The organism is Gemmatimonadaceae bacterium (genome assembly GCA_020846935.1).
GTDB lineage: Bacteria > Gemmatimonadota > Gemmatimonadetes > Gemmatimonadales > Gemmatimonadaceae > RBC101.
This window is the reverse complement of sequence record JADLCY010000008.1, coordinates 298,624-312,101: the sequence shown is the minus strand read 5'-3', so window position 1 is coordinate 312,101 and position 13,478 is coordinate 298,624. Positions and strand designations below refer to the sequence as shown.

Annotated in this window: 13 protein-coding genes; 12 read left to right on the top strand and 1 reads right to left on the bottom strand. The window is 65.7% G+C overall.

All coding sequences use genetic code 11. The features are described from left to right. The first annotated feature begins 527 nt into the window (after positions 1 to 527). The 10 genes from IT361_10830 to IT361_10785 are packed head-to-tail and all read left to right on the top strand — an operon-like array spanning position 528 to position 9,704. Positions 528 to 1,346 carry a ParA family protein gene (locus IT361_10830; GenBank protein ID MCC6318173.1) on the top strand — a complete coding sequence of 273 codons (819 nt, stop codon included), beginning with the start codon at positions 528 to 530 and terminating at the stop codon, positions 1,344 to 1,346. Between the two features lie 39 nt (positions 1,347 to 1,385). Then, the gene (locus IT361_10825) at positions 1,386 to 2,327 is read left to right on the top strand and encodes a ParB/RepB/Spo0J family partition protein (GenBank protein ID MCC6318172.1); all 942 of its coding nucleotides are present in this window, start codon (positions 1,386 to 1,388) and stop codon (positions 2,325 to 2,327) included. A gap of 29 nt (positions 2,328 to 2,356) precedes the next feature. Beyond that, the gene (locus tag IT361_10820; GenBank protein MCC6318171.1) at positions 2,357 to 2,806 is read left to right on the top strand and encodes a polymer-forming cytoskeletal protein; all 450 of its coding nucleotides are present in this window, start codon (positions 2,357 to 2,359) and stop codon (positions 2,804 to 2,806) included. Positions 2,807 to 2,839: 33 nt separating this feature from the next. Next, positions 2,840 to 3,868 (top strand): BMP family protein, encoded by a 1,029-nt coding sequence (locus tag IT361_10815; GenBank protein ID MCC6318170.1) that lies wholly within the window; start codon positions 2,840 to 2,842, stop codon positions 3,866 to 3,868. A 2-nt stretch (positions 3,869 to 3,870) separates the two neighbouring features. Further along, the gene (locus IT361_10810) at positions 3,871 to 4,644 is read left to right on the top strand and encodes a Nif3-like dinuclear metal center hexameric protein (protein MCC6318169.1); all 774 of its coding nucleotides are present in this window, start codon (positions 3,871 to 3,873) and stop codon (positions 4,642 to 4,644) included. A 44-nt stretch (positions 4,645 to 4,688) separates the two neighbouring features. Then, the gene (locus tag IT361_10805; protein ID MCC6318168.1) at positions 4,689 to 6,071 is read left to right on the top strand and encodes an ATP-binding cassette domain-containing protein; all 1,383 of its coding nucleotides are present in this window, start codon (positions 4,689 to 4,691) and stop codon (positions 6,069 to 6,071) included. A 44-nt stretch (positions 6,072 to 6,115) separates the two neighbouring features. Then, positions 6,116 to 7,294, top strand: a complete 1,179-nt coding sequence (locus IT361_10800) for an MFS transporter (GenBank protein ID MCC6318167.1) — start codon at positions 6,116 to 6,118, stop codon at positions 7,292 to 7,294. A 13-nt stretch (positions 7,295 to 7,307) separates the two neighbouring features. Then, the gene (locus IT361_10795; protein ID MCC6318166.1) at positions 7,308 to 7,730 is read left to right on the top strand and encodes a hypothetical protein; all 423 of its coding nucleotides are present in this window, start codon (positions 7,308 to 7,310) and stop codon (positions 7,728 to 7,730) included. A 13-nt stretch (positions 7,731 to 7,743) separates the two neighbouring features. Then, on the top strand, positions 7,744 to 8,790 hold the full coding sequence (locus IT361_10790) for an ABC transporter permease (protein ID MCC6318165.1): 1,047 nt from the start codon (positions 7,744 to 7,746) through the stop codon (positions 8,788 to 8,790). Then, positions 8,787 to 9,704, top strand: a complete 918-nt coding sequence (locus tag IT361_10785) for an ABC transporter permease (protein ID MCC6318164.1) — start codon at positions 8,787 to 8,789, stop codon at positions 9,702 to 9,704. Before IT361_10790 ends, IT361_10785 begins: the two co-directional genes overlap by 4 nt. Positions 9,705 to 9,713: 9 nt before the next feature. Here the strand turns inward: IT361_10785 and IT361_10780 are convergent, their stop codons facing one another. Further along, a complete protein-coding gene (locus IT361_10780) occupies positions 9,714 to 10,646 on the bottom strand; it encodes a hypothetical protein (protein ID MCC6318163.1) in 933 nt (310 codons plus the stop codon). A gap of 68 nt (positions 10,647 to 10,714) precedes the next feature. Here IT361_10780 and IT361_10775 point away from each other — a divergent pair, with 68 nt between their 5' ends. Further along, positions 10,715 to 12,082: an MFS transporter gene (locus IT361_10775; GenBank protein ID MCC6318162.1), complete on the top strand. Its 1,368-nt coding sequence runs from the start codon at positions 10,715 to 10,717 to the stop codon at positions 12,080 to 12,082. Positions 12,083 to 12,097: 15 nt separating this feature from the next. Next, complete coding sequence (locus IT361_10770; GenBank protein MCC6318161.1) at positions 12,098 to 13,447, top strand: 1-acyl-sn-glycerol-3-phosphate acyltransferase; 1,350 nt, start codon at positions 12,098 to 12,100, stop codon at positions 13,445 to 13,447. Positions 13,448 to 13,478: the final 31 nt, after the last annotated feature.

Here is a 13,478-nt window from a genome sequence, read left to right as displayed (position 1 = left end):
GGGTTCGCTTGGGACGGCGTCATGAACGTGTCTAGGTTTCGGGGTTCTGTATCCGCCGCTGAGGACCGCGGTGCCTCCCGCCCGGAGTCCGGGCACCGGCGGCCTCATTCACCGCGCCGCTGCTAGCGAGAGGTCGTGTCGGGCCGGGGGACGGTGCCGAGGAGGTCCGGCGTAAGGGATGGTGTCGGTAGTTCCCGTTGCCACAAGGACGTGGACACGCGCAACGAGCCGTGCGCGTGCTTTCGGCGCGGGCCTCGTGCAGGGTGCCGGGTTGATCCTGAGGTTGAGCGCACCGAGGATCCGATGCGTGAGCTACGGTCCCATGTTTCACGTGAAACGCTGCCGAACCAAGGTGGTCAATCAGTTTGGCCCGCTACTGGCGGCTCCCTTGGCAGTGATGGGCGCACGTGTTTCACGTGAAACACGTCTCGCTCCGTAGCGCTTGCAGCGCCTATATTCCGCCCCCTTCCACATCGAGCGATACGTTCCTGTCGTTCCGGAAGGGGTGAACCTTGAACCGCTCTCCCGTGGCACGAATACTCGCGGTCGCCAACCAGAAAGGCGGCGTCGGCAAGACCACCACTGCTGTTAACCTCTCCGCGTGCCTGGCTGCCGCTGGTCAGCACACGTTGCTGGTGGACGCCGACCCTCAAGGCAACGCGACGAGCGGTATTGGGGTTGATCAGGAGCACGTGCGCCTGACGACCTACGACGTCATCCTTGGGTTGTGCCCACCGGAGGCTGCAATCCAGCGCGCGATCCAGTTTGAAGGACTCGACGTGCTCCCGGCGACCCCCGACCTGGCCGGGGCGGAGGTCGAACTCGTCGAGCTCCCTCGACGCGAGTTCCGGATGCGAGATGCCATGGCTACCCTGGCGACATCCTATGACCTCGTGGTCATCGACTGCCCGCCATCGCTCGGATTGATCACGCTGAATATGCTCGCGGCAGCCGATGCCGTCCTGATCCCGCTTCAGTGTGAATACTTCGCCCTCGAAGGCATCAGTCACCTGATGAAGACCATTGAACTGGTCCAGCAAGGGCTCAATCCCGCGCTCGTGGTGGACGGGGTTGCGCTCACGATGTACGACGCTCGACTCAACCTCTCGCGCCAGGTGGCCGCGGACGCCAGAGCCTTCTTTGGCGATCGCGTATTCGAGACCGTGATTCCCAGAAACGTTCGGCTCGCAGAAGCACCATCCTTCGGCAAGCCCATCATTTCATATGATATCGGGTCGGTTGGTGCTTTGGCCTATATCGCATTAGCAAAAGAGGTTATCGCGCGCACAGGAACGCATGTTTCTACTCATCGGCTCGCTCGACCCGATGCCGAAGTGGTCGCTTAGACGTCCCGTGATTTTCCACATCGTGTTGACTGGCTCGCAATGACCACGGAAAAGCCGAAACGCCTGGGTCGAGGTCTCGAGGCCCTCATGGGCCCGGTGGCATCTCCAGCTCCAGCACCCGTTTCCCAAGGTGCCCCAACGACCAACGCAGAGTCGCTCTCGCCATTCCGCGAACTCCCGCTGACCAGCATTTCGCCAAACCCGTTCCAGCCACGTCGCGTATTTCGCCCGGAGGATCTCGTGGATCTGGAGCGCAGCCTCCAGGCCTCGGGGCTCTTGCAGCCTATCACGGTGCGGGCCACGGGTACTGGTCAGTATCAGCTCATTGCCGGCGAACGACGCCTAAGAGCGGCGTCGCGACTGGGCTGGACCACGATCCCGGCCATCGTAAAGCCCCTCGAGGATCGCGAGATGCTGGTGCTCGCCCTCGTCGAGAACCTCCAGCGCGCGGACCTCAATCCCATCGACGAAGCGCGAGGTCTCCAGCGTCTCATCAACGAGTTCGGACATACGCAGGTGCAGGTCGCCGAGGCCGTGGGGAAGGATCGTTCCACTATCGCCAACCTCCTGCGTATCCTGACGCTTCCCGAAGGGATCCAGCGCATGGTGCGGGATGAGCAACTCACCACAGGGCATGCCCGGGCCCTGCTCGCCATGCCTAACGAGCGTGCCATGCTCGATGCGGCGCGGCGGGTGGTCGAGGAACAGCTCAGCGTGCGAGAGGTCGAGCGCCTGGCGCAGGAACAGCGACCCTCCCCGACATCCGCGAGCCGGCGCACCCGTGCCACGCTACCCTCACCATCGGCGGAGACCGCCGAGGTGAAGCGGCTCACCGAACTCCTCCGTCGCAAGCTCCAGACGGACGTCCGTATCGATGGGCAGGGCACGGCTCGCGGAACGGTCTCGATGGCTTTCTATTCCATCGACGACCTGCATCGCCTCATCGAACTGGTCCTCGGCCCATCCTACAACGACGCGTAGCCGGACGCTCGCCACGCACAGGAGGCTCCATGTCCATCTTCCAGAAAGCGCCCGGTGATCGAACGGTCGCCCGCCACGAAGGCAGCGTTCCCGCAGGTGAAGGCAGTGTCTCCGTGGTGGGCGCCGGGATGCGCATCATCGGTGACGTCGAATCAGTCGGTGTCATCAAGGTCGAGGGCGTCATCGAAGGCGGCGTGCGGAGCGCGCAACAAGTGCTCCTCGGGCGGTCCGGCGTGATCCATGGTGATGTCACCGTCGGCGACGCGGTCCTCGGCGGCTCGGTGGTCGGTACCGTCCGCGCCGCCGGTCGCGTCGAGCTTCAGGGAACGGCGTCGGTCGAGGGCGACATACAAACACGTAGCATCGTCGTTCACGAAGGGGGGACGATCAACGGCATGGTGCGTGTGGGAGAGCAGGGCGCCCGTGTCGTGACGCCGTCCGCGGGCCATCCTCCGGTCCGACTTGCCGCGGATGCCTAGGCGCGTGCACAGAACCGGACGGATCCTTTGCTCATGACCGCACCCATCGTCCGCGCACTGCGATGTGTTGCCTCCTGCGGCCTCGCTCTGGCTGCGGCGTGTTCGACCGAAACCCGGTCAGCCAACCGGGATAGTGGGTCCGGCGCCACGGCCCTGCGCGTTGCCCTGCTGACGCCGGGGCCAATCTCCGATCAGTCCTGGAACGGCGGCGCTTATCAGGGGCTCCTCGAGATCCGCGATTCGCTCGGCGCGCAGATCAGCCACATCCAGACGCGCACGCCAGCGGAATTCGAGGAGAACTTCCGGCAGTACGGGGCACAGGGGTACACGGTGGTGTTCGGTCACGGCTTCGAGTTCCAGGACGCCGCGGTGCGCGTCGCGCCGGAGTACCCGGGAACCATCTACATCACGACATCCGGGACCACCACAGGGCCCAACCTGGCCGGGATTCGTTTTGCCTTTGAGGAGCCGTCATACCTGGCCGGCATCCTGGCCGCGCAAATGACGAAGACCCGAAGGATTGGTGCGATCGGAGGAACGGAGCTTCCGCCGGTGAAGGCGAGTTTCGAGGCGTTCACGGCGGGAGCGAAGTCCGTGGACCCTTCGATACAGGTAGCGGTCTCCTACATCGGGAACTGGGATGATGTTGGTGCAGGCAAGGAACAGGCGCTTGCCCAGATCTCGCGAGGGGTCGACGTCATCTTCCAGAACGCCGACGCCGCTGGTCTTGGGGTCTTCCAGGCTGCTCGCGAGGGCCGGAAGGCGTGGGTGATTGGTTCGAACGCCGATCAGAATCGCATCGCCCCCGAGGTCACCCTCGGCAGCGTGCTCATCGACCTTCCGCTCGCATTCCTGATGGTTGGCCGCGAGATCCGCGACCGCGCCTTCACCCCGCGCGTAATTGTCCTCGGCACATCGAGCCGCGTGGTACGGCTCGTACTGAATCCGGCGATCGTCGACCAGCTCCCCGCGGCTGCTCGCGCCTCCATCGACTCCGTGAGTCGCGGTCTTGCCGACGGGTCGCTGCGCATTCCCGTGGCCTCGCGCGACGCGGGTCGTTAGGCATGCCCGCCGCTCGTGACCTGGCCGACTGGCTCGATGCGCTCCTCGACGTGCCGGGCTTTCCCGACTATCCCGCCGCCCTGAATGGCCTCCAGCTCGATCACCGAGGGCCCGTGCATTGCATTGCAACGGCGGTGGATTTTTCGCAACGCACGATCGACGCCACGATCGCGACCGGTGCCAACTTCCTGGTACTGCACCACGGTATGTTCTGGGGCGGTGCGCAGCGGATCGTCGGGCCAGCGTGGCAGCGGCTGAGTGCCCTCGTCCGGCACGACGTTGCGGTCTACGCGGTACATCTCCCACTCGACGCGCACCCCGACCTTGGCAACTGCGCGCTGCTGGCACGCGAGTTCGCGCTCGAGCCATCAGCCACGTTCCATGAGTACCAGGGCCGCGCTATTGGTGCGTCGGGTGTCACTGACGTCGAGACTCGGATCCTGCTGGAGCACGCGCAGCGCTTTGCGAGCGCGCATGGTGGCATGGCACGCGCGACTCCGTTCCCCGACGGCGCCCGAACGAAGCGCTGGGCCGTACTGACCGGGGCAGGCGCCGACAGCAACACGCTGCACGACGCTGCGCGCCGAGGGATCGACACGCTGATCGTGGGTGAGGGACCGCACCACACGACCGTCGATGCCTCAGAGCTTGGCCTGGTCGTGATCTATGCCGGACACTACGCAACAGAGACGCTTGGAGTGCAGGCGATTGCCGCGGCGCTGGAGGCCCGGTTTGGGATCCACGCGGAGTTCCTGTCGCTCCCCACGGGATCGTGAACGCAGCAATTGCACTTCACGGAATCAGCCGCCGCTTCGGGGCCGTGACCGCGCTGAGTGACGCGCATCTCGAGGTTCGGCCAGGCACCGTGCATGCGCTGCTCGGCGAAAATGGCGCCGGCAAGACGACGCTCATGCGCATCGCGTTTGGCATGGTGCAGCCCGACGCCGGCACCGTATCCATCGACGGCCGCGTCGTGCGTCTGCGGTCGCCACTGGACGGCCTTGCGAGGGGCGTGGGCATGGTGCACCAGCACTTCACGCTCATCCCCGCCATGACCGTCGCAGAGAATATTGCGCTGGGACGTGTGGGCCGATTCGATCCCCACGTCGCGGCCGGACGAGCGCAGGCACTTGGTGAACGCACGGGACTCGTGGTATCGCCATCGGCGCGTGTCCGTGACCTGCCGATTGGCGCACAGCAGCGGGTGGAGATCCTCAAGGCCCTTGCCCGCGACGCACGTGTCCTGATTCTCGACGAGCCGACCGCGGTCCTGGCGCCCTCGGAGGTGGATGATCTCCTCGCGTGGATCCGCAGGTTTGCCGCGGCACAACACACGGTCGTGCTCATCACGCACAAGTTGCGCGAGGCCCTGGCCGTCGCGGATGACGTGACGGTGCTTCGCGCCGGGCGTACGGTCCTGCAGGCTCCGGCGTCCGAGGTCACCCAAGGCGCGCTCGTCGACGCCATGATCGGCGAAAGCGCGCGTGAGGAGCGTCATGGCGCGACATCGGCATCGACGCCAGGCGACGTCGTGTTGCGGCTGGTCGACGTCCATGTGCCGGGTGAGCGCGTCTCGTTGCGCCATGCTTCGCTCGAGGTGCGGCGCGGTGAGGTGGTCGGAGTCGCCGGCGTGGAGGGCTCTGGCCATCACGAGCTGCTTCGTGCCCTCGCCGGTCGCGTCATTCCGGTGACCGGGCGCGCCGACGTCCCGGCAGACGTCGCGTTCATTCCCGGAGATCGCCATCGCGATGCCGTGGTCCTCGACCTCTCGCTCACCGAAAATGCTGCACTACGTGGATTGGGCACGCGGCATGGTCGCATGGACTGGAGCGCTGAGCGGAATCGTGTGGCGTCGGCGCTGGAGCGGTTCGACGTTCGTGCCACGGGCCCCGAAGCGCCGATGCGGGCGCTCTCAGGTGGCAATCAACAGAAGTTTGTCCTTGCCCGGGAACTCGATCCTCTCCCACCGGCCATTGTCGCGGAGAACCCGACGCGTGGACTTGATGTGAAGGCGACACGCGCCGTGCACGAACGACTGCGAGCCGCGGGGCGTGCAGGTGCCGCTGTGGTGGTCTACTCGAATGATGTGGACGAGGTCCTCGCGCTTGCCGATCGCGTCTTTGTGGTGCACGCGGGCCTGGTGCGCCAGGTGCCGAGCAACCGCGAGGCTGTGGGTCGCGCCATGCTCGGCGTCGGTTCTTGAGCGTCGCGGCACGAGCGTCGCGGCGCCAGATCGGCGTTCTCGTCGTGGCGGTCGTCCTCGGCATGTCGCCATGGTTCAGCGCAACGGTCGTCGCGCCCGCAATAGTGCGCGAGTGGGACGCGACCGATACCGGCGGTCTCTGGCTCACGCTCGCCGTACAGGCGGGCTTTGTCGCCGGATCTCTCGTGAGCGCGGTGTTTCTGCTCAGCGATCGGCTGCGACCACAGCGTCTCGCGGCCTGGAGCGCGCTGGGCGCTGCGGTCGGCACGGCCTTGCTCGCTCTGCCAGCTGTGCAGCTCGAGACCGCGGTGCTCCTGCGCCTCGCGATAGGCGCCGCGCTCGCGGGAGTGTATCCCCCGGGAATCAAGCTGGCCGCCGGCTGGACGAGACAGCATCGTGGACTCGCCATTGGTGCCCTGGTCGCGGGAACAACGCTTGGCTCCGCCGTCCCTCACCTGCTGCGGCTCGCCGTGGCGCCAGATGAATGGAGAGCGTTGCAGTGGTTAGCGGCGAGTTGTGCGCTCGCGGGCGCGGCCCTCTTCACCTGCGTGGTGCGTGAGGGGCCCTACCAGGCGCCATCGGCACCTTTCAGCGCTCGCGCCCTGGGCGCTGTGTTCGCAAACCGCGGTGTTGTGCTGGCAACCGGTGGCTATCTGGGCCACATGTGGGAGCTCTACGCGATGTGGAGCAGCATCGGGCTTTTCTGGTCGGCGTTTGGCGCGACCCATGGGCTTGCTTCCCCGCTGACGTCAACCCTGGCCTTTGCAACGGTCGGAGCTGGCGCTGCCGGGTGTTTGTGGGCCGGCACAGTCGCGGATCGTGTCGGGCGGAGTCGCGTCGCCATGCTGGCCATGGCGATCAGTGGGTGTTGCAGCCTGCTCATTGGCCCGGCCACGTCGGGGCCAACGTTGGTGGTCGTCGCGATTGCCATCGTGTGGGGCATGAGCATCGTGGCCGATTCTGCGCAGTTCTCTGCCGCTGTGACGGAGTTCGCGCCGCATGACTACGTGGGCACTGCCGTCACCGTGCAGACAGCACTCGGATTCCTGCTCACGATGGTAACGATCGGCCTCGTGCCCGCGTGGAGCGCCACATGGGGATGGCGCTACGCCTACATGCCGCTGGCGATCGGGCCGCTGCTCGGCATGGTTGCGATGTGGCGTCTCTCCACGATCGAGGCTGCGCGAGCGCACATCGGAACTCCAGCAGCGGGTGGGGAGTAGCTTCCTGACCATGGTGACCGCCCCAGCCCCCCTTCATCGCTCGCGCTGGCGGCCCTGGGTGTTTCTCCTGATGATCGGCGTGGCGTGGAAGGTGGTCGTGTTCACACTCGGCGCTGCGGTTCCCCGCTGGATGGTCGGCGATGGCGTTGCCCACCTGCCCCCCGGCGTTCGTGGTTACGCGCAGCACGCCCAGGCCCTCGCACTCCCGCTCTGGAACCTGCCCATCGAGCGCCTTGGCCTCGTGCGAGCCACCCGAGTGCTGCGCGTCGACACGGTACGAGCCGCGACCCCGGCGGATAGCGCCGCGGGTGCATCGTGTGGTCACCTGCAGGCCACCGTGCGCGCGTACACCTATTTCGGGATTCCGTACGGCGAGGCCCGGATGTTGTGCGACACGGCCATCGTATACTCGCGCCTCTCTCGGCGCGGTCGTTAGGCGAGGCGTTTCGATGCGCATCCGGGCGGTGCTCCGGGAGGTCGTGACCGCCCTGGCGCTTGCGGGCGGCATCCTTGCCATGTTGGCCCTGCTCCTCGCCGCCGCGGGTGCCGATGTCGAACGCGCGATGAGCGCGCTCGCTCAGGGAGCCCTTGGTTCTCCCGGCACGTTTGCCTCGTCGACCCTCGTACGCGCCACCCCCTTGATCCTCACCGGGCTTGCGGTCGGATTGGCGTTCCGCACGGGCATCATCAACATCGGGGCAGATGGGCAACTGCTCGGCGGTGCCGCTGCGGCGGCGGCGATGGGCTACGCGCTGCACGGCGCCCCGAGTATTGTCGCGATACCCTTCATTCTCCTGGCGGCGTCGGGCGCGGGAGCGTTTGTGGCGCTCGGGCCGGCGATTCTTCGCCAGCGCTTTGGCGTGCTCGAAGTCATCACCACGATCATGATGAACTTCGTGGTGCTGTACGCCGTTGGGTTCCTGGTCCGCGGACCCTTGCAGGAACCAACGGGCATCTACCCGCAGTCGCCTGCGCTCGATGCCGCCTTTCGACTGCCGTTCGTGGTCCCGGGCACACGACTGCACGCCGGATTCGTGCTTGCCGTGGTGCTCGCCATCACCTTGTCCTGGATCCTGCGTTACACGGCCGCCGGCTTCAGGGTGCGTGTGGTCGGAGCGAACCCCGAAGCGGCGCACGTCGCGAGTCGCATCAATGTCGGACGACTCGGGATGCGCGTCTTTCTCACGAGTGGCGCGCTCGCCGGCCTCGCCGGCGGCGTTGAGGTGACGGGGGTAACGCTGGCGCTCTACGAGAACCTTTCGCCCGGCTATGGTTTCACTGCCATCGCCGTCGCGCTGCTCGGGGGACTCGAACCTCTCGGTATCGCCGTCAGCGGCATATTCTTTGGTGGACTCGCAGCCGGTGCATCGGCCATGCAACGCGAAGCCGGAGTGCCAGCGGTCCTCGTGTCCGTCCTCGAGGCCGCCGTCATCCTTGGGGTGACGGGCAGTCGGGCAATCTGGATGCGCCGGCGCATGGCGATGGGGCGGGCATGACGGACCAGATTGCCGCGTTCCTCGAAGCCACCGTTCGCACAGCGACGCCGCTGGCACTCGCCGCGCTTGGTGAGAGCGTGAGCGAACGCACCGGGGTAATCAACGTCGGCCTGGAAGGCGCCATCATGGCGGGCTGCTTTGGCGCCGTCGTCGGAGCAGCCGCGGGCGGCGTGTCGCTCGGGCTGCTTGGTGGGCTTGCCGCGGGAGTGCTCGTCGGCCTGGCCATGGCGGCGCTGGTCGTGGGCCTTCGAACCGACCAGATCCTGACCGGCACCGCGCTCACGCTCGCGGCCTATGGCGCCACGGGCACCCTGTCTCCGCTCGTGTTCGGCGCGCATGGCGTCGCGCTCAGCATCCCGACACTGGCTCCCATCGACGCGCCTCGGCTCGCGGCAATTCCCCTGATCGGCCGCGCCGTCTTTGCGCAATCCGCCATGACGTACCTGCTGGTCGGGCTCGTGCCGCTCACCTGGTGGTGGCTCTACCGCACGCATGCCGGACTCTCGCTCCGTGCGGTTGGCGAGTTTCCGCCAGCGGCTGCCGCCGCGGGTGTTCGTGTCAGTCGCGTTCGGTGGCTGGGCATTCTCGTGGGCACGGCACTTGGCGGGTTGGCTGGCGCAACTCTCGTGCTGACCGTGGGAACGTTCACGGAGCAGATGTCGGCGGGTCGGGGCTTCATCGCCATCGCCATTGTGGCGCTCGGACGCTGGACGCCACACGGTGCCGCGTTCGCCGCGCTCCTGTTTGGCGCCGCCTCGGCGCTCCAGTACCGTTTTCAGGCGGCAGGATCAGCGATCCCTTACCAGGCCTTTCTCGCGCTCCCCTACGTGCTCACGCTCGTTGTCCTCGCCGTTGGTGGTGGCCGGTCCCGCGCACCGGCTGCACTCGGGCGTTCCGATGATCTGGCGAGTTAGGTCGAGCCGTCAGCAGCCAGCATAGGGGCTTGACCAGCGCAGGCGCCACCGCCCCTCGGGCTGACGTTCGAGCAAGGCGTAGACCACACCATCCCCGACGTACCGGGCAAGGAGCACCACGGGTTCCGTGCGCCCCCGAGGCACCCCGGCCAAGAGCAGTTCGCTCGATTCGAGCGTTTCCTCACCACCCGCAGACCGCTCCAGGTATGCAAGGCGCAGGTCGCGAGCCCGCGTCGTATCGCGCTCGGCGATCAGCAGCAGGTGTTCCTGGATCGGGTTCGCCTCCTGGTTGAGCGCGCGACTCACCTCCGCGATGACCATGGGAATGCCATTGGGAAGTCTGGTCGAGTAAGCGCGTTTCACGACAAAGGGCAGGCCCTTGAGTGCTTCGACCGTATCACCCGGAGCCGCCGAGGCGACCCGCGCGAGCTCCATGACCTGCTTGAGGGAATCGGCGCGGGTCAGCTCTGGAAGCGAGTCGATGGTCAACGGCTGGAATCGATCCGTACGGAAGGCGACCGTCCATGTCGATGTATCTGTTCCCGTCAGACCAACCACGGGCCACGCCGAGCAGTCTTCTGGAACATCGATGGAGATAGCAGGCCCCAGGGACGCGGTGCCGAGTCGCCGACCATTGGCAAAGAGCTCGACGGGCATGGCACGATAGGCATCCACCTTGAAGTCGACCGTATCGAGTGAAGCGGTGGTATCAAGTCCGGGTACGATGACCGCGGCTTGCTGTGGGTTGGCGCCGATAACGAGGAAGATTGGTCCGGCAGCGGAATCCCAGGCGGCAGCAGGTACATCGATTACCGTGACCACGGAGTCCGGTGGCGGCGTGGTCAGGCTGGTCGTATCGTTGCTCCGCGCCGGAGCCTGACGCTCGCAGGCGATACCCGCCACGGCCATCAACCACCAGCTTCGACGCAGCGCGAGCCTCATGACGCCCAAATCTGTCTCTCCGGTGACCCGCGTCAATCGCTCATCACGCTCCCTGGTGGGTGTGCGGCATGGCGCCTAACACATCCCAGGGCTTCCTCGCCCGTATCGGTCTTGACCGGCCGGAGCTTCGAGCCTGGGCGATGTATGACTGGGCAGTCTCGTCATTCCAGACGACGATCCAGGTCGCCGTCTTCCAGATCTTCTTCATGGGTGTCGCGGCGGCCGACCTCGGTCCGGACCGGGCGCTGCAGTCCTGGGCCACGATCAATGTCGTCTCGGCGGTGATCGTCGCGATCCTCTCGCCAATCCTCGGTGCCATCTCGGACGTGGCGGCCGCAAAGAAGCGGATGCTGGCCGGGTTCATGGTGGTTGGGGTCACGGCCGTGGCCGGTATGTTCTTCATCGATCGTGGAGAGCATCTGCTCGCCGGGTGCCTGTACGTGATTGCCACCGTCGGCGCGACCGCAAGCGTCGTCTTCTACGAAGCCCTGCTGCCGCACATCGCACATCCTCGAGAGATCGATCGCGTCTCGAGCGCAGGCTACGCGGTGGGGTACGTCGGGGGCGGTGTCCTTCTCGCCCTCAACCTCGCGTGGATCCTTGCCCCGGCGGCCTTCGGCCTGCCGGTGAGCGACGATGGCGCGAGTCGAACAGGGACCCTGCCGGTACGACTCGCTTTCGTTTCGGTCGCCGTTTGGTGGTTTGTGTTTTCGCTCCCGCTCCTGCGCCGTGTGCGTGAGCCTGCACGTACCCGTGAGGCTGACGAAACCAGCGCCCAGCGCATGTTCGTCACGCCTTTCGTGCGACTTGGAGAGACGGTACGTACCCTGCGCACGTTCAGGCATGCGTTCCTCATGCTGCTGGCATTCCTTGTCTACAATGACGGCATCCAGACCATCATTCGCATGGCCACGGCGTATGGCACGGCGATCGGCATCGGACGCGAGTCACTCACCATCGCCATTCTCATCGTGCAGTTCGTGGGGATCCCGTTTGCCGTGCTGTTTGGCCTTCTCGCCGATCGCTTCGGCGCGCGGGCCTGCATCTTCATCGGCCTGCTCGCGTACACTGGCATCTCCATCATTGGCTACTTCATGCAGAATGCCAGCGACTTCTACATCCTGGCCGTCCTGGTGGGGATGGTGCAGGGTGGTACGCAGGCGTTGAGCCGTTCGCTGTTTGCCAGCATGGTTCCCGCGCACAAGTCCGGCGAGTTCTTTGGCTTCTACTCTGTCTTCGAGAAGTTCGCCAACATTTTTGGCCCGCTGCTGTTCGCCGTGACGCTCGCACTCGGATTCAGCAGTCGCAGCGCCATTCTCGGCGTGATTGTATTCTTCGCCGTCGGTGCCCTGATCCTGACCCGTGTGAACGTCGAAGAAGGGCGCCGCCAGGCCCGTGAAGCCGAGCGTGACCTCGTGACCGAGCCTGCCAGCTAGGACCAGCCCCTCGCCGTGCTCTACGCTGCCATCCGCGCCATCGCACGCGTAGCGCTCCGCTGGTTCTACCGTGATATCGCTGCCCGGCATGTGGAGCGTATCCCGGTCGCAGGACCGGTGATCCTCGCAGCTAATCACAACAATGCGCTCGTTGATGCCCTCCTCGTGGCCAGCGTGATCCATCGAGAGGTGCGACTCACAGCCAAGGCCACGTTGCTCGAGCATCCCCTCACGCGCGTGCTTGTGCGCGGTTTGGGCATCGTGCCGTTGCGTCGTGTGGCAGACGAGTCCACGACGGGCGACCATCCGTCATCCTCCCGCAACCATGGCGCCTTTGAAACGATCGTCAGCACCCTCGCTCAGAATCGCGTGGTCCTGATCTTTCCTGAAGGCATCAGTCATAGCGGATCAATGCTCGCGCCGCTGAAAAGCGGCTGTGCACGCATTGCAATTCAGGCTGTTCGGGAGGGCGTGCGTGATGTCTCGATTGTCCCGATTGGCATCTCGTTCGAGGCCAAGGGAACACCGCGCTCACGAGTCGCGCTCCTCGTCGGTCAGCCGATCCCCGTCAATGAGGAGTTGGTCGCGCTGGACACGGCGGTGAAGCAGCTGACCACCAGGCTTGACGCGGGCCTTCGCGACGTGACTCTCAACTTTTCCACGCACGACGATGCGGCGCGCGTGCTCGACGTCGCAGATACCCTGACGCGCGTCCTTCAGGACGTTCGATCGATCGGCGACCCTCGACCTTCGTTTGCCGATACGATCGAACTGGCAGAACGCGTCGATCGTGTTCGCCGACGCATCAGTGAAGTCCCACTGGAACACGTTCAGCGCATCGAGCATTTTGCTTCCGATCTCGCTCGATGGGCGGCCGAGGCTCAGCGACTTGATATACCACTCGGCGACGTGGGTATGCCGCTCGGACGCGGCTCTGGGACATGGTTTACCGTTCGCGAGGTGCTGGTTCTGCTGCCGTCGGCGCCGCTCGCCGTGTGGGGTTGGCTCAACCATCTGCTTCCCCTTCGTCTTGCCGTGGCGCTTGGACGAGTCACAGCAAAGAATGCCGATGAACCGGCCATGCATACGCTCGTGGGTGGACTTGGCCTGGTCCTGCTGACCTACGGACTTCTCGCCGCCCTGTTCGATCGGTGGTTCGGGTGGGCTTGGGCCCTGGGGTATCTCGTGACGCTCCCGCTCGCGGCATCGATCAACTTCTGGTGGCGTGACCGCGCCGTCGCGGTGTGGCGTCGAGCACGGGGGTACCTCAGCCAGCGCGCACGACCAGAACGTGCCGCGTCGTTGGTACGTGAGCGCGCCCGATTGCGACGGGAGGCGAAGGCGATCGAGGACCTGGCCTTCTAGACGCGATTGTTCTCCTCCGGCGGTGGGAGGA